Annotated in this window: 28 protein-coding genes and 1 riboswitch; of the genes, 20 read left to right on the top strand and 8 right to left on the bottom strand. The window is 65.3% G+C overall.

Features of this window, described 5'->3' with window-relative positions; genetic code table 11:
- Window positions 1-21 precede the first annotated feature (21 nt).
- Window positions 22-1,605, bottom strand: coding sequence for a tetratricopeptide repeat protein (locus VF617_RS04505; protein ID WP_331013659.1), 1,584 nt, complete (start codon window positions 1,603-1,605; stop codon window positions 22-24).
- Entirely contained in the window at window positions 1,602-1,802 is a 201-nt protein-coding gene (locus VF617_RS04500) for a hypothetical protein (protein WP_331013658.1), read from the bottom strand. The genes VF617_RS04505 and VF617_RS04500 overlap by 4 nt, the downstream gene beginning before the upstream one ends.
- 123 nt (window positions 1,803-1,925) lie before the next feature.
- Here VF617_RS04500 and VF617_RS04495 point away from each other — a divergent pair, with 123 nt between their 5' ends.
- The 5 genes from VF617_RS04495 to VF617_RS04475 all read left to right on the top strand — a co-directional run bounded on the left by VF617_RS04495 (window position 1,926) and on the right by VF617_RS04475 (window position 7,097).
- The gene (locus VF617_RS04495) at window positions 1,926-2,414 is read left to right on the top strand and encodes a DUF2585 domain-containing protein (RefSeq protein WP_331013720.1); all 489 of its coding nucleotides are present in this window, start codon (window positions 1,926-1,928) and stop codon (window positions 2,412-2,414) included.
- Window positions 2,411-3,190, top strand: coding sequence for a sterol desaturase family protein (locus VF617_RS04490; RefSeq protein ID WP_331013657.1), 780 nt, complete (start codon window positions 2,411-2,413; stop codon window positions 3,188-3,190). Before VF617_RS04495 ends, VF617_RS04490 begins: the two co-directional genes overlap by 4 nt.
- Entirely contained in the window at window positions 3,111-3,539 is a 429-nt protein-coding gene (locus VF617_RS04485) for a DUF2141 domain-containing protein (RefSeq protein ID WP_331013656.1), read from the top strand. The genes VF617_RS04490 and VF617_RS04485 overlap by 80 nt, the downstream gene beginning before the upstream one ends.
- A gap of 33 nt (window positions 3,540-3,572) precedes the next feature.
- Window positions 3,573-3,680: riboswitch (TPP riboswitch) on the top strand.
- A 35-nt stretch (window positions 3,681-3,715) separates the two neighbouring features.
- Window positions 3,716-5,611 (top strand): phosphomethylpyrimidine synthase ThiC, encoded by a 1,896-nt coding sequence (gene thiC, locus VF617_RS04480; RefSeq protein ID WP_331013655.1) that lies wholly within the window; start codon window positions 3,716-3,718, stop codon window positions 5,609-5,611.
- Between the two features lie 178 nt (window positions 5,612-5,789).
- A complete protein-coding gene (locus tag VF617_RS04475; protein WP_331013654.1) occupies window positions 5,790-7,097 on the top strand; it encodes a hypothetical protein in 1,308 nt (435 codons plus the stop codon).
- Between the two features lie 39 nt (window positions 7,098-7,136).
- Here the strand turns inward: VF617_RS04475 and VF617_RS16500 are convergent, their stop codons facing one another.
- Window positions 7,137-7,379 carry a type II toxin-antitoxin system YoeB family toxin gene (locus VF617_RS16500; RefSeq protein ID WP_331013653.1) on the bottom strand — a complete coding sequence of 81 codons (243 nt, stop codon included), beginning with the start codon at window positions 7,377-7,379 and terminating at the stop codon, window positions 7,137-7,139.
- Between the two features lie 158 nt (window positions 7,380-7,537).
- Between VF617_RS16500 and VF617_RS04465 the strand changes: the two genes are divergently transcribed.
- Complete coding sequence (locus tag VF617_RS04465; RefSeq protein ID WP_331013652.1) at window positions 7,538-8,629, top strand: Fic family protein; 1,092 nt, start codon at window positions 7,538-7,540, stop codon at window positions 8,627-8,629.
- Window positions 8,629-9,030: a VOC family protein gene (locus VF617_RS04460; RefSeq protein ID WP_331013651.1), complete on the top strand. Its 402-nt coding sequence runs from the start codon at window positions 8,629-8,631 to the stop codon at window positions 9,028-9,030. The genes VF617_RS04465 and VF617_RS04460 overlap by 1 nt, the downstream gene beginning before the upstream one ends.
- Before the next feature lie 4 nt (window positions 9,031-9,034).
- On the opposite strand, the gene VF617_RS04455 is transcribed toward VF617_RS04460, so the two are convergent.
- Entirely contained in the window at window positions 9,035-9,271 is a 237-nt protein-coding gene (locus VF617_RS04455; RefSeq protein WP_331013650.1) for a hypothetical protein, read from the bottom strand.
- Window positions 9,272-9,496: 225 nt separating this feature from the next.
- Here VF617_RS04455 and VF617_RS04450 point away from each other — a divergent pair, with 225 nt between their 5' ends.
- Window positions 9,497-10,267, top strand: coding sequence for a hypothetical protein (locus VF617_RS04450; protein WP_331013649.1), 771 nt, complete (start codon window positions 9,497-9,499; stop codon window positions 10,265-10,267).
- A 56-nt stretch (window positions 10,268-10,323) separates the two neighbouring features.
- Complete coding sequence (locus VF617_RS04445; protein ID WP_331013648.1) at window positions 10,324-10,470, top strand: hypothetical protein; 147 nt, start codon at window positions 10,324-10,326, stop codon at window positions 10,468-10,470.
- A gap of 23 nt (window positions 10,471-10,493) precedes the next feature.
- Here the strand turns inward: VF617_RS04445 and VF617_RS04440 are convergent, their stop codons facing one another.
- The 3 genes from VF617_RS04440 to VF617_RS04430 form a co-directional block, all read right to left on the bottom strand.
- Window positions 10,494-10,619 carry a hypothetical protein gene (locus VF617_RS04440; RefSeq protein WP_331013647.1) on the bottom strand — a complete coding sequence of 42 codons (126 nt, stop codon included), beginning with the start codon at window positions 10,617-10,619 and terminating at the stop codon, window positions 10,494-10,496.
- Window positions 10,620-10,683: 64 nt separating this feature from the next.
- Window positions 10,684-11,394: a uracil-DNA glycosylase gene (ung, locus tag VF617_RS04435; protein WP_331013719.1), complete on the bottom strand. Its 711-nt coding sequence runs from the start codon at window positions 11,392-11,394 to the stop codon at window positions 10,684-10,686.
- Between the two features lie 23 nt (window positions 11,395-11,417).
- Complete coding sequence (locus VF617_RS04430) at window positions 11,418-12,116, bottom strand: hypothetical protein (protein WP_331013646.1); 699 nt, start codon at window positions 12,114-12,116, stop codon at window positions 11,418-11,420.
- A 45-nt stretch (window positions 12,117-12,161) separates the two neighbouring features.
- Here VF617_RS04430 and VF617_RS04425 point away from each other — a divergent pair, with 45 nt between their 5' ends.
- The 3 genes from VF617_RS04425 to VF617_RS04415 are packed head-to-tail and all read left to right on the top strand — an operon-like array spanning window position 12,162 to window position 13,941.
- Window positions 12,162-13,175 carry an ATP-dependent DNA ligase gene (locus VF617_RS04425; protein WP_331013645.1) on the top strand — a complete coding sequence of 338 codons (1,014 nt, stop codon included), beginning with the start codon at window positions 12,162-12,164 and terminating at the stop codon, window positions 13,173-13,175.
- Window positions 13,176-13,211: 36 nt separating this feature from the next.
- Window positions 13,212-13,562, top strand: a complete 351-nt coding sequence (locus VF617_RS04420) for a GFA family protein (protein WP_331013644.1) — start codon at window positions 13,212-13,214, stop codon at window positions 13,560-13,562.
- Between the two features lie 7 nt (window positions 13,563-13,569).
- The gene (locus VF617_RS04415; RefSeq protein WP_331013643.1) at window positions 13,570-13,941 is read left to right on the top strand and encodes a tRNA-binding protein; all 372 of its coding nucleotides are present in this window, start codon (window positions 13,570-13,572) and stop codon (window positions 13,939-13,941) included.
- Here the strand turns inward: VF617_RS04415 and ubiG are convergent.
- Window positions 13,938-14,669 carry a bifunctional 2-polyprenyl-6-hydroxyphenol methylase/3-demethylubiquinol 3-O-methyltransferase UbiG gene (ubiG, locus tag VF617_RS04410; protein ID WP_331013642.1) on the bottom strand — a complete coding sequence of 244 codons (732 nt, stop codon included), beginning with the start codon at window positions 14,667-14,669 and terminating at the stop codon, window positions 13,938-13,940. The two genes, VF617_RS04415 and ubiG, sit on opposite strands and share 4 nt — an antisense overlap.
- 60 nt (window positions 14,670-14,729) lie before the next feature.
- On the opposite strand from ubiG, the gene VF617_RS04405 reads away from it, so the two are divergent.
- The 8 genes from VF617_RS04405 to tilS all read left to right on the top strand — a co-directional run bounded on the left by VF617_RS04405 (window position 14,730) and on the right by tilS (window position 23,960).
- Window positions 14,730-15,983, top strand: a complete 1,254-nt coding sequence (locus VF617_RS04405; RefSeq protein ID WP_331013641.1) for an aspartate kinase — start codon at window positions 14,730-14,732, stop codon at window positions 15,981-15,983.
- A 65-nt stretch (window positions 15,984-16,048) separates the two neighbouring features.
- Window positions 16,049-16,780 carry a hypothetical protein gene (locus VF617_RS04400; protein WP_331013640.1) on the top strand — a complete coding sequence of 244 codons (732 nt, stop codon included), beginning with the start codon at window positions 16,049-16,051 and terminating at the stop codon, window positions 16,778-16,780.
- Between the two features lie 51 nt (window positions 16,781-16,831).
- Window positions 16,832-17,863: a nitronate monooxygenase gene (locus tag VF617_RS04395; RefSeq protein WP_331013639.1), complete on the top strand. Its 1,032-nt coding sequence runs from the start codon at window positions 16,832-16,834 to the stop codon at window positions 17,861-17,863.
- A 127-nt stretch (window positions 17,864-17,990) separates the two neighbouring features.
- Window positions 17,991-18,578 carry a hypothetical protein gene (locus VF617_RS04390; RefSeq protein ID WP_331013638.1) on the top strand — a complete coding sequence of 196 codons (588 nt, stop codon included), beginning with the start codon at window positions 17,991-17,993 and terminating at the stop codon, window positions 18,576-18,578.
- A 45-nt stretch (window positions 18,579-18,623) separates the two neighbouring features.
- Entirely contained in the window at window positions 18,624-20,900 is a 2,277-nt protein-coding gene (ptsP, locus tag VF617_RS04385) for a phosphoenolpyruvate--protein phosphotransferase (RefSeq protein WP_331013637.1), read from the top strand.
- Between the two features lie 44 nt (window positions 20,901-20,944).
- A complete protein-coding gene (locus tag VF617_RS04380; protein ID WP_331013636.1) occupies window positions 20,945-21,958 on the top strand; it encodes a helix-turn-helix domain-containing protein in 1,014 nt (337 codons plus the stop codon).
- Between the two features lie 81 nt (window positions 21,959-22,039).
- The gene (locus tag VF617_RS04375) at window positions 22,040-22,981 is read left to right on the top strand and encodes a hypothetical protein (RefSeq protein ID WP_331013635.1); all 942 of its coding nucleotides are present in this window, start codon (window positions 22,040-22,042) and stop codon (window positions 22,979-22,981) included.
- A gap of 4 nt (window positions 22,982-22,985) precedes the next feature.
- Complete coding sequence (tilS, locus tag VF617_RS04370; protein ID WP_331013634.1) at window positions 22,986-23,960, top strand: tRNA lysidine(34) synthetase TilS; 975 nt, start codon at window positions 22,986-22,988, stop codon at window positions 23,958-23,960.
- Window positions 23,961-24,012 lie beyond the last annotated feature (52 nt).

Here is a 24,012-nt window from a genome sequence, read left to right as displayed (position 1 = left end):
GTGGCTCGCCCGACAGTCGCCTCAGTAGCAGGCCCCCGAATAATACCAGTCCTGCTGGCCATAGGTGTGGCGCTGGATCGATTCGGTCTTCTTGGTCATGCATTCGCTTCGCGCGCGCCATTGGGCATCGCTGGTCGTGGTCGAGACGTTGTTCCAGATCCGGGCCATGTTGGCGCTTTCGGCCGCCGAATTCTGCGCCTTCTCGAAATTGCGCGCCTCGATCGAAAGCGCGGTGCAGCGCGATCCGCCATATTTGCAATATTGGGCTACATCGAAAGTGAAAGCCGAGACGCTCGACCGATCCGGGCCCTGCCGGTCCATTCGCTCGATGAAGCTGGTCGCGACCGGATCGGGCTTGAGCACGCCGCGCGCCAGCAGCACCGTATCGGCGCCATACCATTTCTTGGCCCAGGCCTGCTTGTACCAATAGATCGCCAGCGCCTCGTTTGGCGGCAGCCCCTTGTCGCCGTCATAGATCTGGGCGAGGCTCATCATCGCCTGCGGATTGCCCTGCAGCGCCGCCTTCTCGAACCAGAAGCGCGCGCCCTGTGCATTGCGCGGTCCGCCCATGCCGTTCAGCATCATCGCGGCGAGCACGCGCTGGCCTTCCTTGTCGTCCATCTCGGCGGAGATCTGCGCCCATTGGCGTGATTTTTCGAGATCGGGCTCTGTGCCCCATCCTTTTTCGCGAAAGGCGGTCATCATGTAGTTGATCGAAGGCAAGTGGCCGAGCTGCGCCGCTTGAAGATTGAGCGCGAAGACCTGCGGGCGGGTGGCGACCAGTTCCTTGTCGGTCTTGGCGCGGTGGCGCAGGGCTTCACCCTGGGCGGCCAGCGCCTCTCCGGCCGGGTTGTGATGCGAAACGCCAGCTTCGCGTAGCGCCGCCAGTTCCTTCTCCGCATCGGAGTGCGGCGACGCCGCCGTCGCCGCGCGCAGGAACCAGTAGAATGCGGCGGATTGATCCGCGGCGACGCCGATCCCGTCGCGGTAGAAAACGCCGGTGTTGAAGGCGCCGGTGCCCGATCCCAGCTCACCGCCCTTGCGATACCAGGCGAACGCCGCCGCCTGGTCCTGCGGAACGCCATTGCCCTTGTCGAGCGCGTAGCCGTAATCGACCATCGCCAGGCGGTATCCGGCCTCGGCGGATTTGCGCAGCCAGGGAATGGCCTTGGCGGGGTCCGCCGTCACGCCCAGCCCGTCCATATAGGCGTCGCCGGCCCAATACATTGCGCGCACATGCCCGGCATTGCCGGCCCGTTCGAACCAGCGCAGCGCCTCGGCCTGATCCTTGGTTACGCCCGTTCCGGCGTCGAGCGCCACGCCGAGCGCGAACATCGCATCGGTGTTCCCGCCTTCCGCCCCCTTGCGATACCATGCCGCCGCTTGGGCCTTGTCGGCTGCCACGCCATTGCCTTCATCGTATAGGTCGCCGATCAGCTTCGCCGCCTCGCCGCTCCCTTTCGCGGCGGCGGCCTCCAGCTTGCTCAACGCCGCCGTCACGTTGCCCGCCCGAAGCAGCGCCTTTCCCACCCCGAGTTCGGCGGCGTCCTGCATCGGCGCGGCGGCTAGAGCCAGCAGGGCGAAGGGGAAGATAAACAATTTCATTGACCGAGATCCTTCAGCTGCGCCCTGGCGTGGCGTTTTCGGGTCGAGCTTTTGCGCGCATCGGCGCGCGCGGGCGCGGCAGCACACTGGATAGCGACCGCCACGGTCAGCCAGATGCGCTTCAATGCATGTCTCCCCTGAGCCGACTTGCCCAGATTATCCATCACTTGCGCGGAACTGCAAGCCTTGCCGCGCATGACGCGCGCGCTTCATTTGGATATAGCGGAGCGGTGCCGGCCTCCCTCGCTCTCCGCATCCCCCGTCCCGCTATCCTCGCGGCGCTCGCCCTGGGCGGGCTTTTCGCGGTCATCCTTCTCGTCATGCACCGCCCACCGATCTGCCCCTGCGGCACGGTCAAGCTCTGGCACGGCGTGGTGCAGTCCAGCGAAAACAGCCAGCACCTGGCCGACTGGTACAGCTTCAGCCACCTTATCCACGGCTTCCTCTTTTACGCCGCCGCGCATTTCTGGCTGCGAGAGCCCGCGCGCGGATGGGCGCTGCCGGTCGCGGTCGGCGTGGAAGGGATATGGGAGCTGCTCGAAAACTCGCCCATCATCATAAACCGCTATCGCGAGGCTACGATGGCGCTCGGCTATTCAGGCGATTCGGTCGTCAATTCGCTCGCCGATATCGGCTGGATGGCGTTCGGCTTCTGGCTCGCCACGCGCCTGCCTGCCTGGGCGATCATCGCGCTGGCCATCGGCTTCGAGCTCATGACGCTCGCGCTGATCCGCGACAATCTGACGCTCAACGTGCTGATGCTCGTCTCGCCCGTCGATGCGATCCGCGCCTGGCAGGGGGGAGCGTGACCGCCGCCATCCTCCTGTCCGCGCTGGCGATGACGCTTATCGTGGGCGCGCGCTATCTGCTGGCCTCCGGCGCATTCGCGCTCGCCACTCGCGCTAAGCATCCCGGCCTTTATACGGGGCTCGATGCGCAGATCCGCAAGGAGATCGGCTGGAGCCTGGCCAGCGCCGCGATCTATGGCGCGCCCGCCGGGATCGTCGCTTGGGGCTGGCAGAATCGCGGCTGGACGCTCGTTTATACGGACCCGAACAGCTTTCCCCTCTGGTATCTGCCCGTCTCGGTTTTGCTTTATCTGCTCGCGCACGATGCCTGGTTCTATTGGACCCACCGGCTGATGCACCGCCCCGCGCTCTTCCGCATCGCGCATGCGGTCCATCACGCCAGCCGGCCGCCCACGGCCTGGGCCGCGATGAGCTTCCACTGGGTAGAGGCGCTCACCGGCGCTGTGGTAATTCCGCTACTGGCGTTCGTGATTCCGATCCATGCCGCCGCGCTCGGATTGGTGCTCGCGGTGATGACGGTTATGGGTGTGACCAATCATATGGGCTGGGAGATTTTTCCCCGCTTCATCCATCGCGGGCCATTGGGGGCATGGCTGATCACCGCGAGTCATCACCAGCGCCACCATGAGAATTACAGGTGCAATTATGGGCTATATTTCCGGCATTGGGACCGGCTTTGCGGGACGGACAGGGGCCTTGGCGATTTCGCTCGCATGCCTGGCCGCGCTGCCGGGCGCGGCGCACCCCCCGGCGGCGACCGCCACGCTCGACCTTGAGATCACGCAGCTCCGCTCGGCCAGGGGCGTGCTGCGCATCTGCCTGACCGCCGATTCGAGCCAGTTCCCCGATTGCCGCGGCGGCGCCAGCGCAGTGCGCCGCACGATATCCGCCGCCAGCCCGCGCCTCCGCTTCGAAGGGCTGCCGCCCGGGTCCTATGCCGTGGCGGTGATCCATGACGTCAATGGCAATGCCCGGCTCGACACCATGCTCGGCGTCCCCCGCGAAGGCTTCGGCTTTTCGCGCAATCCCGCGATCGGCTTCGGCCCGCCGCGCTTCTCCTCCGTGCGCTTCGCGGTCGGCAGCGGCGCGGAGACGCAACAGGTGCGTATGCGCTACCTGCTTTAGCGCTTTCCCTTCGCTTCCGGCGCGCTTAGTCTGGCCCCATCCCCGGGGGACCGCGCCTGAGCGGTTGAGAGTTGGCTGAAGCCAAGACCCGCTGAACCTGATCCGGCTTACACCGGCGTAGGGAGTGGGCGGCCCTTCATCCGAAGACCGTTTTCTCCCCAAATGGAGAAGACTCAATGGCCGACCTCCCCGCGCGCACCGAGATTGGCGTAACCACCGGCCCGATCCGCGGCAGCCGCAAGATCCATGTCGGCCCGCTCAGGGTGGCGATGCGCGAGATCGATCTCGAGCCAAGCTCGGGCGAGCCCCCCCTTCGCGTCTACGACTGCTCCGGGCCCTATACCGATCCCCAGGCCCGCATCGATATCGCCGCGGGCCTTCCCCAGCTCCGCCGCGACTGGATCGTGGCGCGCGGCGATGTCGAGCAGGTTCCCGCGCGCGAAGTCCGCCCCGAGGATAACGGCCAGCTCGGCCCGGACCGGAGCGGCGGCGTCGCGCCCTTCCCCAATGTCGTCAAGCAGCCTTTGCGTGCGAAGCCCGGCATGAACGTCAGCCAGATGCACTATGCCCGCCGCGGCATCGTCACGCCCGAGATGGAATATGTCGCCACCCGCGAAAATCTCGGCCGCCAGCGCCTCAAGGAATATGCCCGCGACGGCGAGTCCTTCGGCGCCAGCATCCCCGATTACGTCACCCCCGAATTCGTCCGCGACGAAGTCGCTCGCGGCCGCGCGATCATCCCCAGCAACATCAATCATCCCGAATCCGAGCCAATGGCGATCGGCCGTAATTTCCTGGTCAAGATCAACGCCAATATTGGCAATTCCGCCGTGGCCTCGAACGTCGCCGCCGAAGTCGACAAGATGGTCTGGTCGATCCGCTGGGGCGCGGACACGGTGATGGACCTCTCCACCGGCCGCAACATCCACGACACGCGCGAATGGATCCTCCGCAACTCCCCCGTGCCGATCGGCACCGTCCCGATCTATCAGGCGCTCGAAAAGGTCGGCGGCGTGGCGGAAGACCTCACCTGGGAAATCTATCGCGACACGCTGATCGAACAGGCCGAGCAGGGCGTGGATTATTTCACCATCCATGCCGGCGTCCGCTTGGCTTACATTCCGATGGCCGCCAAGCGCGTTACCGGCATCGTCAGCCGCGGCGGATCGATCATGGCCAAATGGTGCCTCGCGCACCACCGCGAATCCTTCCTCTACGAGCATTTCGACGACATCACCGAGATCATGAAGGCCTATGATATCGCCTATTCGCTGGGCGATGGCCTGCGCCCCGGCTCGATCGCCGACGCCAATGACGAAGCCCAGTTCAGCGAGCTCTATACGCTCGGCGAGCTCACCCACCGCGCCTGGGCGCAGGATGTCCAGGTGATGATCGAAGGCCCCGGCCATGTGCCGATGCACAAGATCAAGCTGAACATGGAAAAGCAGCTCGAAGTCTGCGGCGAAGCGCCCTTCTACACATTGGGGCCGCTCACCACCGATATCGCCCCCGGCTATGATCACATCACCAGCGGCATCGGCGCCGCGATGATCGGCTGGTACGGCACCGCGATGCTCTGTTACGTCACCCCCAAGGAGCATCTCGGCCTCCCCGACCGCGACGACGTCAAGGTCGGCGTCGTCACCTACAAGCTGGCCGCCCACGCCGCCGATCTCGCCAAGGGGCATCCCGCCGCCCAGATGCGCGACGACGCGCTATCCCGCGCCCGCTTCGAGTTCCGCTGGCGCGACCAGTTCAACCTGTCGCTCGATCCCGACACGGCGGAAGAATATCACGACCAGACGCTACCGGCGGAAGGCGCCAAGACCGCGCATTTCTGCTCGATGTGCGGCCCCAAATTCTGCTCGATGCAGATCAGCCAGGAAGTCCGCGACTTCGCCTCGAAGCAGAACCAGGGCGTCGAAGGCTTCCTCGCCACCGGACCCACGGGCGCGGAAACCGCGGCTGCGAGCAAGGCCGCAGCGCTTGCGGGCATGGAAGAGATGAGCAAGCGGTTTAAGGAGACGGGGAGCGAGCTGTATATGGGGGCTGGCGGTAGGGAGCATGATTGAGTTGTCAGCCGATGCTTGACATCGTGTCTGCCAGACCATGAATTACATCAGTGATCTGTTTGTTTCGCAACAACGGCTTGCGCCTGTTTGCAAAGCTGAGCGATGCATTGGACGCCATCCCGCAGCTGCGCGCGGCTTAAGTTGGTAGCCTGTCAGTGGAATTTGGTGGGGGCACCACATGGATTTGAGAGACGCCGCACAAAAGGGCTACGATGATGGCTACGACGGAAGACACGAGAGTGAGCTAACCGTCGAAACTATGTTTCACGACTTGGTGGGTCTGGGTGACGAGGTTGAAGACCTCAAGCATGCCTACGCTTTCGCCTACGGTCGTGGCGTAGCTCGCCGCCAATACGACGATGGAGAATTGGGGGCGCATGACCTCAACGATTTTATGTCCGGTTTTTTGCCGTTTGGCGACTGGTCCGGTTTAAGCGAAGTCGCTCATGAAGGTTATCATGACGAACGCGAATCGCTCAACGACAAGGAGCGTGAACGTGAAGAGGAGGACGATGAGACCGACAAGATCGATCCAGAAGATGGCGGCAGCGGGGGCAGTGGTGGCGGTGGCGACCCATTTTCCTGGAGAGATGTCCCGCTCCTGGCGGCCTTTCTCCTGCTCTTTACTCGCGCTGGATTGATATTTCTTGGGGTCATAGTATTTCTGACAGTGGGCTATTGCCAGCATCAGGCGCGGCCTGATCACAACGCCCAGCCATCTGCTTTGATTCAACCTGCCACCAGACCACCAACGGAAGAGCCTGCTATAACGTCCGCCGAACCGGAGGTGCAGATCGATATGCTAGCCCTCTTTGAAGGCGTTGATGCCGAATACCAGCCTTTGGCGACGGCGCCGGACGTACTGGAGATCAACGGTCGCTATGGCTCACCCGTGAGGGAAGGGATCGCAGCAGGTTTCAGGTTTTCAGGTGCCCGTTCGGGCGAGACGCGATTCCGGGCCGAAATCTGGGCGGCACATGGCCAGTCACGCAAGGGAGTTTGCATCCCTGATCGCAGGTTGTGGCGGGCCAGCACGACGAGTGAAAACTGGGTCGCATCTGCAGAAGAAGGAAATTTCGTTTGTGCCTATCAGGGGCCAATGCTGCTTGCTGGTGATTACCGAGTGCACGTTTTCGTGGATGAAGGACCACAGCAAAGTTTAGACTTTCGTGTTGTCCCAAAGAGAATCGACTCAGAGTCACCTCAAGTTATCGGATTTGGCAATCGTGAAATGGATAAAATTCGTCTCCAGTTGGAGCGCGAGGCTTATGAACAGGAGCGAGCACAGCAAGCAGCGTTCATGCAGGAATATCAGGATGCGGTTGGCAGAAACTCTAGTTGTTACCAGCGCGAGGAGCTATGTGAGGTCGCTTACCGGGAGCACCGGGCGAAGGGACGGCAAGCATCGGAAGATAGAATCGAAAGGGTCAGGCAAATACGACGAATGACGGATGAAGAGCTTCTGAGCATCAGCCAATCCGACTAATCTCGGGCTCGGTATTCACGCCATCACCTTGGAAATATGCTAAAACAGGCATAGAATTACGGTGAGGATAACGTGAGAATTACTAAATTCACCAAACTCGTTGGTCCCTGCTCCCTCAATAATGATACCGACACTGCGCCACTTGCAGCGTGTGGTCCTTGCCGCTCCCCGCCACCTATACACCAGCCGATGTTCCTGATTGATCCGCCCCGACCACCAGCCGGACAAATTGCCCCCCAGCGGCTCGGGCTTGCCGGCGCCGCTGAACGGATGGCGCAACATTCGCCAGTCGGCAGGTCTGTGAGAGTCACGCAATCTTTTCCGTCGAGAGTCTGTGCCGAAACATATTGCCATGCTATGTTAAACTTTCGCCGTTTCTTTAACACGTTCCACAAACGTGTTAGATCGTTCGTACAATGCGAACATGAGTCGGCTGGCCGATGCTTAAACCTACCTACACGATCCCGCCGCTACCGCCGCACGCCGATCTGGAGACCGTCGTGGTGCTGCGCGAAGCCGCGCGCGCTCATCGTTATCTCGCCGAACTGAAGGGGCGCGCGGGCACGATCCCAAACCAAGGAATCCTGATCGATACGCTATCGCTCCAAGAAGCCAAAGCGAGTTCCGAAATCGAGAATATCGTCACCACGCAGGACGAGGTCTTTCAGACCAGCCTCTTTCCCGATCACCCAGCTTCGCCCGCAGCAAAGGAGGTTTCTCTATACCGCGATGCGTTGCGCTGCGGCTTCGACACGCTGCACGAGCAACAGGGCATCCTCAGCAACAACGCCATCATCGCAATGTTTCGCATCCTCAAACGAACCGACAGCGGCTTCAGGACTATGCCCGGCACGGCGCTGAAGAACGAGACAAGCGGCGACATCGTCTATGTGCCGCCGCAGAGGGGCGATGATGTGATCCGCCAGATGACGGCGCTCGAGCGCTTCATCAACGATGACGCGGTCAGCGAGCTGGACCCACTGATCAAGATGGCGATCATTCATCACCAGTTCGAAAGCATCCACCCCTTCCCGGATGGCAACGGGCGTATCGGCCGCATCATCAACGTGCTGTATCTCACGCGGCAGGGGCTGATCGACACGCCGATCCTGTATCTCAGCCGCTTCATTACGCGCAACAAGGCGGCCTATTACGCCCTGCTCCAATCGGTGCGCGACACCGGCGATTGGGAGCCGTGGCTGCTCTATATGTTGCGCGCCGTCGGCGAGACCGCGATCGAGACGCTGGCCCTTATCGAAGGCGTGAAGCGCCTGATGGCCGAATATAAACACCGGCTACGAACCCAGCATGCGCGCATCTATTCGCAGGATCTGCTCAACAACCTGTTTCGCCACCCCTACACGCGGATCGAATATGTCCATAAGGACCTCGGCGTCACCCGCCAGACGGCAGCCAAGCATCTCGATCAGTTGGCTGAGGGCGGGCTGCTGGTGAAGCACCAATCGGGCCGCAATAATTATTACATAAATGCGCCGTTGGTCGAGCTGTTTGCGGAGAGGCCGAGTAGCTGATGCCCCACTTAGCCCATATCGCCCTGATCGTCCGAGACTATGACGAAGCCCTAGCCTTCTACACCGGCAAACTAGGCTTCACCCTCGTCGAAGACGCCTACCAGCCCGCCCAAGACAAACGCTGGGTCACCATCCGTCCCCCAAACGCGCCGCCTCACGCCACCACGATCCTCCTCGCCCGCGCCACCACGCCCGAGCAGGCCGTCGCCATCGGCAACCAGGCCGGCGGCCGCGTCATCCTGTTCCTCGCCACTGACGATTTCGCCCGCGATTACGCCGCCTATCGCGCCGCCGGCGTCAATTTCGTCCGCCCGCCCGCCACGCACGATTACGGCAAAGTCGCCGTGTTCGAGGATGTCTACGGCAACCTCTGGGATCTGGTGGAATTCGCCGAGCGCTGAGGCGCTATTTCCGCAAGAATCGCGACGAAGGATCGGTGAGCCGCTGCTTTCCGTCCTTGGGCGCGTCCCACGGACCGGTCAGCGCATAGCGCTTGGCGGGCAAGGCATCGCCGTCGAGCCCGCCGCTCAGTTTCTGATGCACGAGCCGCCGCGTCTTGCGCGCAGACTGCGCCTTCCAGGCCGCGTCACTGTCGGCAGTGGTGTGCCCGACGAATGGCGAATGGCGGCGGCTCCGGCTCATTTCCGCGATTCTGCTGTGGCCTGGACGGCTTTCAAGCCCCCCCTTCCAATGTAGGATTTCGTCTGCTCCATACTGTCGGATGAGCAAGCACACGCCACGCAAAGCCTTCGCGCGCCCGGTTGCCGATGCGCCCGATCCCGTCAATCTCGCCGCCGGCCTGCCCGAACCAGCGCCCGAACCGGCCGGCGCGCTCGCCATCAGCCCGCGCCCGGCCCCGAAAGCGCATTGGCGGCCGAGGAAGAGAATCCCCTTGCGCCGTATCTTGACGAAAACGGCTTCGATCCCAATGAGTTCGAATGGCGCCCCGTGCCCCGCCGTCCGCGCGCCGATGGCTGGACGCCCGAAGTCCAGCGCGCCTTCATCGAAGCGCTCGCCGATACCGGAATGGTCGAATCGGCGGCGCGCGAAGTCGATATGTCGGTGCAGAGCGCCTATCGCCTGCGCCGCGCGCCGGGCTCGGAAAGTTTCGCCCGCGCCTGGGAGGCGGCGATCGCGCGCGCCGCCGATCGCCTTGCCGACATCGCCTTCCAGCGGGCGATCGAGGGCGAGGAGGTTCCGTTCTTCGATCGCGACGGCTGCCGGATCGGATCGAAGCGGCGCTACAATGATCGCCTGTTGATGTTCCTGCTGCGCGCCTATCGCCCCGAGCGCTTCCGCCATGCCCATCAGAGCGTCCGCGGCATCGCCGAGCCGCCCGAGGCGTCTGCGCCGCCTCTGTCGGATGCGCTCGCCGCGCTCACGCCAGTCGCACCCGCCGATCCGCACCTGCTGATGCCGCCGGAACGCCTCGAATCGCTGGTCCAGGGCGCGCGGGCCCGGGGGGAAGTATACGAAATCTATCCCGATCTGGATCGCCGGAATTATGTCTTTCCGCCGATCGAGCCGGATCATCCGAACGCGGTGGCGCGCAGCCGCGAGCGCCGGGGGCTCTCGCCTTTTCCCGATGACGATTCCACCGCCGCGGAAGGGTACGATTGGGAAGGCGAGGAGGAATGACGAAGCCGCCATTGGCCTGAACTTCGCCTAAACTTCCGATTGCGCCGGGTGATCGAATGGGCGCACATTCGCGCAACAAGGCCACGGGCTTGCCGATGGATGTCCAGGCGCTGCACGTCTGGACGCTTGCCGGGGGAAAGGCCGTCCATTTCCAGCAGCATATCGATACGCTGGCGGTGGCGCGCGCGACGGGCGCGGCCTGAGCGCGAACCGCGAGGGCTGGCGCTCAGCTCTTGATGTTGACCATGTTGACCGGCTTGTCCTTGGTCGAGCTGTTCGCCGCGATCGTCTTGGGCTTTTCGGCCTTGGGCTTGCGGACTTCCTTGTTCGATTTCTTCTGACTCTTGGCCATGATGCGTCCTTTGCGGGCGATATGCCCGTGGCGACTCTAACGCGAAGCGGCGGGCTTGGCCGCATCAATTCTGATCGGCGGGTAGCTCGGGCAGCGCCCAGTCGATCGGCTCCAGGCCGCGGCTGGCCAGGAAGTCGTTGGTCTTGGAAAAGTGCCGGCAGCCCAGAAAGCCGCTATGGGCGGAAAGGGGGGAGGGGTGCGGGGCCTTGAGCACCAGATGCCGCCCGCCTCTGTCGATCGAATCGACGAACGCGGCCTTTTTCTGCGCATGGCTGCCCCAGAGCAGGAACACCACCGGTTCGGCACGCGCATTGACCAGCCGGATCACGGCATCGGTGAAGCGCTCCCAGCCGCGCCCCTGATGCGAAGCGGCGGCGCCCATCTGGACGGTGAGCACTGCGTTGAGCAGCAGCACGCCCTGCCTGGCCCAATGCTCCAGAAAGCCGTGCCGCGCGCGCGGAATGCCCAGATCGGCCTCCATTTCCTTGTAGATGTTCTGAAGGCTCGGCGGCGTGCGCACGCCGGGCTGTACCGAGAAGCACAGCCCATGCGCCTGCCCCTCGCCATGATAGGGATCCTGGCCGAGGATCACCACGCGGACCTTGTCGAGCGGCGTCAGGTCGAGCGCGCGGAACCAATTGTCGCCCCTGGGAAAGATGCGCTTGCCCGCGGCCTTTTCGGCGACGAGGAACTGGCGCAGCGCCGCCATATAGGGATCGGCGAATTCCTGCCGCAGCGGCTCCAGCCAGCTGGGATGCAGTTTGGGATCGGCCATGTCGGCCAGATGCGGCAGCGGCTCTACGGCGTCAATCGGCTCGGGCAATCGCGGGCGAGCGGGCAGGCGGCGCATGTCGGCCGTTCGAAAAGGCAGGCGGCCTGGCCGAGGCGCTTGCAGGCGATGTGGAAGCGCAGGAAATCGTCGGCGGACCAATGCGGCATCGCCGCGGTAACGGCTTCGCTCGCGTCTTTGGCCTCGGCACGGCTGCCGACGAAGCGCAGGCGCTGGAGCACGCGCAGGACATGGCTGTCGACGATGAACACCGGGCGGGCGAGGACGCTGGCGTTAAGCGTCGACGCCGCGACCTTGCGCCCGACCCCGGGCAGCCGTTCTAGCCAGGCGAGCGCGTCGTCGAGTGGCAAGGCGCCGAGGAAAGCCAGGTCGAAATCGGCCCGCTCGGCGCCGATCCGCTGGAGCGCGTCGGCCAGCCAGTCCGCCTTGGCCTCGGCAAAGGTCACGTCGGCGATGGTCTCGGCGATCTCCGCCACCGGCGCGGCGGCGATTCGCCCTGCCGACCCGAAGCGCGCGCCGAGCCGGCGATAGGCTGCCAGCGACACGGCATCGCGGGTCCGCCCGCTGATCAGCGACTTGACCAATTGCCCGACCGGCTTGCGCCGATGCGACGGCAGCTCGGCGCGCATCGGCGCCAACCCGTTGCGCCAGCGTTCGAGTTCGCCCTGTCCGAAGAAGCCGAGCTGCATGCGGGCATGATAGAACATATAGGGAACAATGCAACTATTGCCGGCTCCCGGAGTCGTTGCGGGATGGAGCCGCCGATCCTCGAGCCGATGGAAGCCAAATCGGTCGCTACCCTGCCTGCCGAAAAGGGCTGGCAATTCGAGCCCAAATGGGACGGCTTCCGCTGCCTCGCCTTCAAGGCGGGGGAGGAGGTCGAGATGATCTCCAAGTCGGGCAAGCCCCTTGCGCGCTATTTTCCCGAAGTCGCCGCCGCGATTGCGACGCTGCCTGACGCGACGCTGGCGCTCGACGGCGAGCTGCTGATCCCGGTCGGTCGCAGCCTGTCATTCCAGGCTCTCCAGATGCGCCTCCACCCGGCCGAGAGCCGCATCCGCAAGCTCTCCGTCGAGACGCCGGCGCGGCTGATGCTGTTCGACTGGCTCGCCGATCCCGCGCTGCCGCTGGCCGCGCGCCGCAAGCAGCTCGAGGCGTTCTACAACCAACGCCGCTCGGATATGTTTCGCCTTTCTCCGATCACCGAAGACCGGGCCAAAGCGCAACGCTGGCTCGACGTCACCGGCGGCGCGCTGGACGGGGTGATCGCCAAGCGGCTGGACGAGGCATACCGGCCCGGCGAGCGGGCGATGCTCAAGGTCAAGCGCCTGCGCACAGCCGACTGCGTCGTGGGCGGCTTCCGCTATGCCGGCGGCAAGCGTGAAGTCGGCTCGCTGCTGCTCGGGCTCTATGACGATGCCGGGCTGCTTCATCATGTCGGCTTCACCTCCGGCCTGTCGGCTGTCGACAAGCCGGCACTGACCGAGCAGCTGGAGGCGCTGGTGGAAGCGCCCGGCTTCACGGGTGATGCGCCGGGCGGCCCGAGCCGCTGGGCGACCGATCGCTCCACCGAATGGCAGCCGCTGCGTCCCGAATTGATTGCGGAGGTCCGCTACGATCATGTCACCGCGCGCCGCTTCCGCCATGGCACCGGCTTCATGCGCTGGCGGCCGGACAAGGCGCCCCGTCAGTGTACGATGGAGCAATTGGGCGAGGAAGCGGCGCCTGCGATTGTGGAAGCGGCGCTGGCGCATGCCGGCGGCTGATGGCAAGCTTGCGGCCAATCATGAGAGGATTGCCTGATGCCCGTCACTGGAAGCTGCCATTGCGGCGCGATTCGCTACACGCTGGATGAAGATGCGCCGGGCGGAGCAATGACGTGCAATTGCTCCATCTGCCGGCGTAAAGGCTATGTGCTGCACTTCTCGACCCCGGACAAATTCACGCTGGAGGCCAACCGCGAGGCGATCGAAACCTACACCTTCAACAGCCACAATATCCGCCACCAATTCTGCAAGACCTGCGGCTGCGCGCCCTTCGGCGAAGGCACGGGGCCGGACGGCAAAGCGGCAGTCGTGATCAATTTGCGCTGCGCCGACGGTATCGATCTCGATGCGCTCCAGATCCATCATTTCGACGGCGCCAGCCTTTGAGCGCGCGATGCATGTAGCCCACGATCCCTCCGCCGCAGCGGCCGATACGATCGGCTTCGATCAGTTCCTCGCCGTCGATATCCGCGTGGGCACCATCGTCGAGGCGCTGCCCTTTCCCGAAGCGCGCATGCCGGCGTTCAGGCTCAGGATCGATTTTGGTCCGGCGATCGGCCTCAAACGCTCCTCGGCGCAGATCACCGAGCACTATTCGCCGGAAGAACTGGTCGGCACTCAGGTCGCCGCCGTGGTGAACTTCCCGCCGCGCCAGATCGGGCCAATGATGTCCGAAGTGCTCACGCTCGGTTTTCCCGATGCCGCGGGCAAGGTGATACTGGTCCGTCCCAGCGCGCCGGTTCCCGATGGCGGCCGGCTGTTCTAGGCACGGACAGCCGTCAGCAGATAGTTGAGCGCTTCGTTCGATGAAGTCACGAAGCCGCGTGCGGGTGAGAAGCTCAGGCCGGAGCGGTCGATGACGCGCAGCCCGGCATCGGCGAGCAGCGCTTCAAGCTCTTCGGGTGTGAGGAAACGATCCCAGTCATGCGTCCCTCTCGGGATCGCCCCCGTTCCCTCTCCGATGGTGATCATCGCCAGGCGCGAGAGCGGCGTGCGATTGGGCGTCGAGAGGATCATCAGCCCGCCATCGGCAAGCGCATCCGCCAGCCCGCGCACGAAGTCCGCCGGATCGGCGACATGCTCGATCACTTCCATCGACACGACCAGATCGAAGCGCCGGCCGGGCCAATCCTCGATCCCGCCCGCGACATAGTCGATCGCCAGGCCGGTGGCAGCGGCATGCGCGCGCGCCGCGCCGATATTCTCCGGCGCCGCGTCCACCCCGGTCATCGCCGCGCCGAGCCTGGCCAGCGGCTCGGTCAGCAGCCCCGCGCCGCAGCCGACGTCCACCCCGCTGCGCCCCGCAAGCGGTGCGAAGGAAGCGCCATCGCCGCCCCAGTGCGTGTCCACCGCCGCACGGATATAGGTGAGCCGCGCGGGGTTCAGCCGGTGGAGCATCGCGGAGGAGCCCCTAGGGTCCCACCAATCCTTGGCGAGACGGCCGAAATGCTCAGCTTCGCGGGGGTCAATAGTTGCTATTGTTGCCTTGGCCATGCGTGGCTCCTATCAGCCTGCGGTCTCCCACCCAAGGCCCGGAAGCTAGCTCGACAAGCCATGGCACGCATCGTGATGAAGTTCGGCGGCACGTCCATGGCGGGGATCGAGCGGATCCGCAGCGTCGCCGCGCGCGTCAAGCGCGAGCATGATGCAGGCAATCAGATCGCTGTGGTGGTCTCGGCGATGGCTGGGGAGACCGACCGGCTGGTCGGCTTCTGCCGCGAGGCTAGTTCGCTCTACGATCCCAAGGAATATGATGTCGTCGTCTCGGCCGGCGAGCAGATCACCAGCGGCTTGCTGGCGATCGCGCTCCAGGCGATCGGCGTGCAGGCGCGCAGCTGGATGGGCTGGCAGCTCCCGATCCGCACGTCTGACGGTCATGCCTCGGCGCGCATCGCGGACATCGACACGGTCGCGCTCAATGCCAGCCTGGCCGCGGGCGAAGTCGCGGTTATTCCCGGTTTTCAGGGGCTGGCGGCGGGCGAGCGGGTGACGACTTTGGGCCGCGGCGGATCGGACACTTCGGCGGTGGCGATGGCGGCCGCTATGAAGGCCGATCGCTGCGATATCTACACCGATGTGGACGGCGTCTACACCACCGATCCGCGCATCGTGCCCCGGGCGCGGAAATTGAAGCGCGTGACCTATGAAGAAATGCTGGAGCTCGCCAGCGTCGGGGCCAAGGTGCTCCAGACGCGCTCTGTAGGGCTCGCAATGAAGGAAAGCGTCCGTGTCCAGGTGCTTTCGTCCTTCGTCGATGCGGATGGCGAGAGCGAGCCCGGAACCCTGATCGTGGGCGAAGAGGAGATCGACGAAATGGAACGCCAGCTCATCACGGGCATCGCGCACGACAAGAATGAAGCCAAGGTGACGCTCACCGCGGTTTCGGATCGGCCCGGCTCGGTTGCCTCGATCTTCACGCCTTTGGCCGAGGCCAACATCAACGTCGACATGATCGTGCAGAACATCGCGCACTCCACAGGCTCTACGGATGTGACCTTCACCGTCCCTCAGGCCGAACTAGCCCGCGCGCTCGACGTCCTCGAAAAGGCGCAGGCCGATATCGGCTATCAGAAGCTCTTCCACGATACGCGGGTCTCGAAGGTTTCCATCGTCGGCGTGGGCATGCGCAGCCATGCAGGCGTCGCCGCGACGATGTTCAAGACGCTGGGCGAGCGAGGGATCAACATCCAAGCGATCGCCACATCGGAGATCAAGGTCTCCGTGCTGATCGAAGAGGATTATACCGAGCTGGCGGTGCGCGTGCTGCACACCGCTTATGGCCTCGATGCCGAAGACGCGGCGGCCTGAGCCTCGCGAAACGGACATTTTTCGGTCGCCTTGCCGCCGCATCGCTTGTGCTTGTGAGCCCGGTGATGTGGCGCGTCTCCCGATTGATGCCGGAATCGGGGTTTAGCCGGCGCGGAGTCGCACTGGTGCTCGCGCTCGCGATCGAAGCGCTCGTCGCGTTGCTGCTTTTCTTCCTCGTGCCGCCGCTGGCCGGCCGCAAGCAGCCCGAACGCACCACGACTTTCTCGGTGGATGCGGCGCCCGCGGAAAAGGACGCCAGCGAACCCGCCAAGCCCGAGCGCAAGAAGCGCACGGAAAGAGAGGCGCTGCGCCCACCAACGCCGCAGCCGCCAAAAGCCGTGCCGCCGCCGGTTCCGGAGACGCCGCGCGGGCCCCTGCCGTTCATCGTGATGACCCGCGATGAATATCGCGCGGCGCGGATCACGAACATGCGTTCGCGCCCCGCCGAGCCCGCGGCGGCTGGCGCTTCCTCGGCGGAAGACAGTTCCCTGGCAGCGGGCAAGGGCCCGGGCGGCGAGCCGCTTTATGCCGCCGAATGGCATGTGCGGCCCAGCAAGGCGCAGCTCGCCACCTATATTTCGAGCCGTGCGCGCGAATCGGGCTGGGGACTGATCGCGTGCCGCACGATCGCCAATTACCGCGTCGAGGATTGCCGCGAACTCGGCGAATCGCCGCGCGGATCGGGGCTGGCGGGTTCGGTCCGCCAGGCCGCCTGGCAATTCCGCGTCCGACCCCCGCGCATTGGGGGCAAGGATATGGTCGGCGAATGGGTTCGATCCGCATCGATTACACGCTGACTCCCGAGTGACGGGCTTGCCCCGGTGGCCCGGGCGGGGCTAGGCGGCGTCATGAACACTACCAGCACGATCGGCGCCGAGCGCCTGCAGCGCCGCATGGCGCGGGGCGCGGCATTTCTGGGCAGCGAAGTCGCGATCATGTGCGGCGCGATGTCATGGGTTAGCGAGCGCAATCTGGTCTCGGCCATGTCGAACGCGGGCGGCTTCGGCCTGATCGCGTGCGGCGCGATGACGCCGGACCTGCTCGATGCCGAGATCGCGGCGACCAAGAAGCTTACGAACAAGCCCTTTGGCGTCAACCTCATCACCATGCATCCGATGCTGCCGGATCTGATCGAAGTGTGCGCCCGCCATCAGGTCACGCATGTCGTGCTCGCAGGCGGGCTGCCACCTCCCGGCAGCCTGGACGCGATCAAGGCCAATGGCGCCAAATTGATCTGCTTCGCCCCCGCCTTGAGCCTCGCCAAGAAGCTTGTCCGCAGCGGTGTCGATGCACTGGTCGTGGAGGGCATGGAGGCGGGCGGACATATCGGTCCGGTCTCGACCAGCGTTCTCGCCCAGGAAATCCTTCCCGAAATGTCCGAGCAGGTGCCAGTGTTCGTCGCCGGCGGTATCGGCCGCGGGGAGGCGATTGCCGGCTATCTCGATCAGGGGGCGGCGGGCGTTCAGCTCGGCACGCGCTTCGTCTGCGCGACCGAGAGTATCGCGCATGCCAATTTCAAGAAGGCGTTCATTCGTGCGTCGGCAAGGGATGCGGTCGCCAGCGTCCAGATCGACCCGCGCCTGCCAGTAATTCCCGTGCGCGCGCTCAAGAACGCTTCGTCCGAATTGTTCACCGCCAAGCAGCGCGAAGTCGCGCAGTTGCTCGACGAGGGCAAGGTCGAGATGATGGAGGCCCAGCTCCAGATCGAGCATTATTGGGCCGGCGCGCTGCGCCGCGCGGTGATCGACGGCGATATCGAAAACGGTTCGCTGATGGCGGGCCAGTCAGTAGGCATGGTCAAGAAGGAAGAGCCCGTCGCCGAGATCATCGCCACGCTAATGGCGGAAGCGGCGCACGCGCTAGAGAAGCGCGCGGCGTGAGTTGCGCTAAATAGCTGAACCCATTGATGTAAGAAAGAACGGCAACCTGCGGTTAGCTAAGTTCCTTCATATCCGTTTCACGTCCTCGGCCGATCCTGACCCTGGGTAAAGGAAAACGGGGGTCATCATGAATCGGAGCATTTTGGGCGCTGCGGCGCTCGCGGGAATCCTGTGCGCGGCGCAGCCGGTCTCGGCGCAGTCCTGGAATACGGATGCCATCGAAGGCCGCGCGGGGGCCGAGGCCTATGGCCGTGCGCCCCCGCCGAGCGTGTCGCTCAGCCGGGACGAGACGAGCTGGCATGTCCGCGCCGCGCTGAATGTCGCCGCGCTCGGCTGCCGCGACATGGCCGAGGCGCAGACGATCGCATCGTACAACAATTTGCTGGCCCGACACCGCGCTCCGCTCGCCGCCGCCGATACGCAGGTCAAGGCGGAGTATCGCGCCCGTCATGGCGCCGTCTGGGAGTCACGCCACGACCACGATATGACGCGTGTCTATAACCTGTTCGCTCGGCCCTGGGCGCACGGCGCGTTCTGCGCCGAAGCCCAGGCAGTGCTGGCCGAGGCCGAGAGCGTCGAGCCGCAGGAATTCGCCGATTTCGCGGCTTACGCGCTGCCGCGGCTGGAGGCGCCCTTCATGGGCGTGCGGAACGTCCATCGCTTGGGCGAAACCGCCTCGATCGACCGGCGGGCCCTGGAGATCCCATTGCCCTGAGGCGACGCATGGCGCGCGCGCGGGCAATCTGTTAGCGCGCCTCTCATGGTCTTTACCGCTGCCGCCTCAGCCCGCGAGATTCTTACGCGCCTTCATGACGTGATGGCCAAGAGGCTGCCCGCGCAGTCCAAGCTCAATTCAGTGGTGAATACGATCGGAGAAGTCCTCGATAGCGAGGTTTGCTCGATCTATCTCCTGCGTGAAGGCGTGCTCGAGCTCTATGCGACGCGCGGCCTGGCGCAGGAAGCGGTCCATGTCACGCGGCTCGGCCTGGGCGAGGGCCTGGTCGGCACGATCGCCGCCAATGTCGAGACGCTCAATCTCGATGAAGCGGAAATGCACCCTGCGTTCGCCTACAGGCCGGAAACGGGCGAAGAAGCGTTTCACAGCTTTGCGGGAGTGCCGATCATCCGGCGCGAGCGGGCAGTGGGCGTGCTGGCGGTCCAGCATGCGGAACCGCGGCGTTATGCCGATGTCGAGATCGAAGCGCTCCAGACCGTAGCGATGGTCCTCTCGGAGTTGATCGCCAATGCCGATCTGGTCGATTCGTCCGGGGGGGCGTCCACCCGGATGCTTCCGACCGCGGCAAGTCATGCGAAGGGCTTCAAGCTGGTCGAGGGCATGGCGGCGGGGCTCGCGGTGTTCCACCAGCCGCGCATCACCATCGAGCATACCGTCGCCGAAGATACCGAGGCCGAACGGCACCGGGTCTATGCCGCGTTCGACAAGATGCGCGAGCAGATCGACAAGATGGCGAGCCAGGCGGAGTTCGGTGTCGGCGGCGAGCATGACGAGATCCTCGCGACCTATCGGATGTTCGCATACGACGAAGGCTGGAGCCGCCGGATCAACGAAGCGATCGATTCCGGCCTAACCGCAGAAGCGGCGATCGAGCGGGTCCAGCAGCGCACGCGCCAGCGCATGCGCGAGATCGACGATCCTCTGCTTCGCGATCGGATGCACGATCTGGAGGATTTGGCGAACCGGCTGCTGCGCATCGTATCGGGCCAGCTCGGCACCGCCGCGCAACTGGGACTTCGGCACGATTCGATCCTGATCGCCCGCAACATGGGGCCGGCCGAGTTGCTCGAATATGACCGGCGGCGGCTGAAGGGGGTGGTGCTGGAAGAAGGCTCGCTCACGGCGCACGTGACGATCGTCGCGCGTGCGATGGGCGTGCCGGTGCTGGGCCGGGTCAAGGATGTGCGCCGGCTGATCGCCGAGGGCGACATGCTGCTGCTCGATACCATCGAGGAGAGCCTGTTCGTTCGCCCCACTCCGGCGATGGAAGAGGCGTTCGCGGCAAAGCTGGTGCTCAGCCAGAAGCGCCGCGCGGCGCTTGCGCGGCTGCGGGGCGAGCTGCCGGTTACCAGGGACGGCCACCGCCTGACCGTAATGGTTAATGCCGGCCTGCGCGACGATCTGGCCGCGCTTGACCTGACCGGCGCCGACGGCATCGGGCTGTTCCGCACCGAATTCCAGTTCCTCGTCTCGGCGACGCTTCCGCAGCGCGCCGAGCAGAAGCGGCTCTACAAGGATGTGCTCGATGCCGCCGGCGAGCGGCCGGTGGTGTTCCGCACGGTCGATATCGGCGGCGACAAGGCGCTGCCCTATCTCAACCATGACGAGCATGGCGACGAGGAAAACCCGGCGATGGGCTGGCGGGCGCTGCGCCTCGCGCTCGATCGCGACGGGCTGATGAAGGCGCAGGCGCGCGCCTTGATCGAAGCCGGGGCGGGGCGCACGCTCAACGTGATGTTCCCGATGGTGTCGGAACCTTGGGAATTCGAACAGGCGCGCAGTCTTTTCGAGGCCCAGCGCGCATGGGTTGCCGCGCGCGGCAAGATGATGCCGCTCGAGATTCGCTACGGGGCGATGCTCGAAGTGCCGGCACTTGCCGAAGTGCTCGACATATTGCTGCCCCGCCTGGATTTCCTGTCGATCGGCACCAACGATCTCACCCAGTTCCTGTTCGCCGCAGATCGTGCGCATCCCAAGCTTGCCCTGCGCTATGATTGGCTGAGCCCCTCGATCCTGCGCTTCCTCAAGCGCGTGACCGATCAGTGCAAGGCGGCTGGCGTGCCGGTCGGTGTCTGTGGCGAGATGGGCGGGCGCCCTCTGGAGGCGATGGCGCTGATCGGGCTGGGCATCGAGCGGCTCTCGATCACTCCGGCGGCGGTCGGCCCGATCAAGGCGATGGTCCGCTCGCTCGACCGTGCTCCGCTGATCGAGACCATGGCCCGGCTCCTTGCCGATGGCCGCACGCCGATCCGCGCGGCCCTGATCGACTGGGCATCGGAACATTCGGTCGAACTGAGCTGAACCAAGGTGGATTCGATTGTCGGAACGTTGACAGGGGCGTGCGCGTGGGGGACACCGCGCCTGTGGCGGCCCCGACGGGCGCATGTGCGCCGCTGGAGAGCGTGATGGAAGGCGAGACTGCGGAAGACCCCACGCTGTTTCCCGCCACCGTCGGCGAGAAGCTGCGTGGCGCGCGCGAGGCGCAGGGGCTCGAGCTTTCGGAAGTGGCTGCGCGCACCCGCATTCCGCAGCGCCATCTCGAGGCGATCGAAAAATCGAATTACGATGGATTGCCCTCGGTCACCTATTCGATCGGCTTCGCCAAATCCTATGCGCGCGCCGTCGGTGCGGATGAAGTGGAGATCGCGCGGGAGCTGCGCACCGAACTCGGGCGACATCCCGATCGCGCCGCGCCGGCCATGTCCTATGAGATGGAGGACCCCACGCGCGTGCCGCCGCGGTGGCTCGCGGGCGCGGGCATCGCGGTCGCGCTGCTGGTGCTGGTTGGCGTCGCGCTTTGGTACGGCACCGGCCTTTTCCGCGGCAGCGCTCCCCCGCCGGAGACGTTGACCATCCCCGAGGGCAATAGCGACGCGGGCAACGCCGCCCTTGGCGCCGCAACCCCGATCGTTGGCGGCGGCGAGGTCGCGTTGATTGCGTCCGATACGGTGTGGATTCGCATTACGGACGCCAAGGGCCAGGCGCTGTTCGAGAAGGAAATGGCGCCTGGCGAGCGCTATGTCGTGCCGATGGGCGCCGATCGCCCGCGCATCCGCACCGCCGGCCCGGAAAAGCTTCAGGTTACGCTCAACGGCTCGAATGTCGCCGCGCTCGGCCCGGCCGGCCAGACCGTCGATATGGAGGTCAGCGCAGCGGCGATCCAAGCGCGCGGACAGCCCGCCGCCGCCGCATCGCCCGCCCCCGCATCTCCCACGCCCGCCCCGAAACCCGCCTCGTCGCCGGCCGTGGCGCGGTCCAGCGACGCCTCACCGACACGGGCCCCAGCGCCGCGCGCCACACCCGCGCCGCCTCGTCCGACACCCGAACCTGCGACGGGAAACACCAGCGGCGCGCCATAAGGGCTGGCGGGGGCCGGCGCGTCTCCGCTATACGAAACCGGATTTTCCAGCTGCAACCGTGCACCGGGGGGGTGTGATCCTATGCGTATCTTGATTGCGGCGGCGTTTCTTACGGCCGGTTTCGGCACAATCGGCAGCGCCCGGGCGCAGGACGCCGCGATCGGCGGGCGCGTCGATCGGCTCGAGCGCGAGATGCGCGCGGTCCAGCGCAAGGTGTTTCCCGGCGGTGCCGCGCAGACTGTTGAGCCGCAGATCCTTCCCGAGACCGACACCGCCGTTCCGGGCACGCCTTCGGGCAGCGCACTGGTCGACCTAGGCGCGCGGGTCGCGGCGCTCGAAAGCCAGTCGGCGTCGCTGACCGGCCAGGTCGAGCAGGGCCAGTTCCGCCTCCGCCAGCTCGAGGACGCGTTCAACGCGTATAAGCGCTCGGCCGATGCGCGGCTCAAGGCGCTGGAGGACACTGCGTCGGCGGTCGCGGTGCGCGACCCCATCGTGCCGGATGCCGATGTCGCAATCGTCGTCCCTAAGCCCGCCGCAAAGCCCACGCCCAAGCCGGCCGAGACGCCCGCGGTCAAGCCAGCCGGCACGCGGGCGCAGCAGCTTGCGGCAATAGAGAAGCCCGCCACCGGCGATGCGGCCGAAGATGGCTACGCTTATGGCTATCGCCTCTGGCAGGCCAGGCTTTACCCGGAGGCGCGCCGCGAACTCGAGGGGGTCGCCACCAAATTTCCCAAGCATCGACGCGCCAGCTATTCGCAGAACCTGCTCGGCCGGGCCTATCTCGACGCCGGCGCACCCAGCCTTGCCGCGGTCGCCTTCTACGAGAATTACAAGAAGAACCCCAATGGCGAGCGCGCGCCAGACAGCCTCTATTATCTTGCCCAGGCGCTGGTGAAGCTCAAAAAGCCATCGGGCGAAATCTGTAAGGTCTATGGCGAGCTCAGCCAGCTATACGGCGCGAAGTTGTCAGCGGAGATGAAGGCGGGCGTGGAACGCGGGCGCACCGAGCAGAAGTGCAAGTAACTCGGTGACGCTCGATCCTGCCGCGGTCGAGCGCTTCCGGCGCGATCTGCGTGCAGCCCTCCGCTCGGAGGTCGATGGGGCTATCCTGGCGCTCGCGGTCTCCGGCGGGCCAGACAGCATGGCGATGCTGGCGCTGGCGCACGCCGCCTTTCCGGACCGAATCGTTGCCGCGACAGTCGATCACGGGCTTCGCGCCGCTGCAGCGCAGGAGGCGGCGATGGTCGCCGAGCATTGCGGCCTCCTGCACGTCTCCCACGCCACGCTTCGTCCGGCCGCCCCCATCGGCGGTGGGAGCATCCAGGCGCGTGCGCGCGAGGCCCGCTACGCGCTGCTCCTCACCTGGGCCCTGGAAGAACGCGCGGTGGCTTTGCTCACCGCGCATCATGTCGAGGACCAGGCGGAGACTTTCCTGATGCGCGCGGCGCGTGGCTCGGGGGTGGCCGGGCTGGCGGGCATCCGCCCGCGCCGCGACCTCACAGGGAGCGATGGCGGCAAGCTGGCGCTCGTTCGCCCTCTCCTCACATGGCGGCGCGCCGAGTTGCGCGCGATCGCCGAGGCGAGCGGCCCCTTCGCCGATGATCCGAGCAACCGGGATCCCGCTTTCGATCGCAGCCGCTTCCGCCAGCTTCTCGCGGACAGCCCCGAGCTCGAAGCCGGGCAGATCGCCGCGACCGCCACGTATGCCGCCGAGGCGCAGCAGGCGCTGGACGACGTGACGGCCTTGCTGTGGAAAAATCGCGCCGACGTGTCGGAGGGATGCGTCGCAATCGAGCTGGGGGACCTCAACCGCGAGCTGCGCCGCCGCCTCGCCCGCCGGGCGATCGGCCATTTGCTGGCGCGCCCGTTCGATGCAGACAATATCGAGCCGTTGCTTGACGCATTCGAAGCCGGAAAAGGCGCCACGCGGGCCGGCGCCATGATGTCGGTTCGCGGCAATTTCGCGACCTTCCGTCTTGCGCCGCCGCGCCGATCACACTGATCGGCCCAATCCACGCGCCGTTCCATTGCCATTAACCTGCGCGCGCCTATCT

Origin of the sequence: Sphingomonas sp., assembly GCF_036388215.1 — a bacterium.
GTDB lineage: Bacteria > Pseudomonadota > Alphaproteobacteria > Sphingomonadales > Sphingomonadaceae > Sphingomonas.
Note: the sequence above shows the minus strand (reverse complement) of the source record. Positions and strands in the feature narration are given on the sequence as shown.